Below are 692 nucleotides of genomic sequence, written 5' to 3'. Positions count from 1 at the left end.
TGCTGCGGATCCTGGTCGACCGCCGCCGGTCCCTCGGCGATGACCACACCCGGATGATCGCCCAGTTGCATCGGCTGCTGCTGGAGCTCATCCCCGGCGGGGCCAAGAAGAACCTGTCGGCTGCCCCAGGCCAAAGCCTTGCTCGCCAAAGTCCGCTGCCGCGACGCCGCCGGCAAGATGCGACGCCGGGTTGCCGCAGAGCTGATCAGCGACCTCGAACGCATCTACCGGCGTTCCAAACAGGCCGACAAGGAGCTCAAGGAACTGGTCGCCGCCACCGGCACCACCCTGATGGACCTGCACGGCATCGGCCCCTCCGGCGCCGCACGCCTGCTGGTCAAGCTCGGCGACATCACCCGGTTCCCCAACCGGGCGCACTTCGCCTCCTGGAACGGCACGGCCCCTATCGATGCATCTTCCGGCGACCAAATCCGGCATCGGCTGTCGCGGGCAGGCAACCGGCAGATCAACCGGACGCTGCACATCATGGCCACCGTCCAGCTCCGCAACCCCACCGAGGGGCACGCCTACTTCGACCGCAAGACAGCCTCGGGCAAAACGTCGATGGAAGCGATGCGGTCCCTCAAACGCCGCCTGTCCGACATCGTCTACCGGCGCATGCTCGACGACGCACTCAGAGATTCGACGACGAGCCCGGGAGGGCACCGGGGAACGACTACTGACTCCAGCGC

The 692-nt window shown here is 67.2% G+C and carries 1 protein-coding gene; it reads left to right on the top strand.

Going from position 1 to position 692, the window contains the following annotated elements:
- Window positions 1-138: 138 nt before the first annotated feature.
- Window positions 139-692, top strand: a 554-nt coding sequence (locus tag ABD296_RS49675) for a transposase (protein WP_344285572.1), incomplete at its 3' end; no start/stop codon positions are given.

Origin of the sequence: Actinomadura napierensis (assembly GCF_039529375.1) — a bacterium.
GTDB classification, from domain to species: domain Bacteria; phylum Actinomycetota; class Actinomycetes; order Streptosporangiales; family Streptosporangiaceae; genus Spirillospora; species Spirillospora napierensis.
This window is presented reverse-complemented; position numbering and strand designations above follow the sequence as displayed.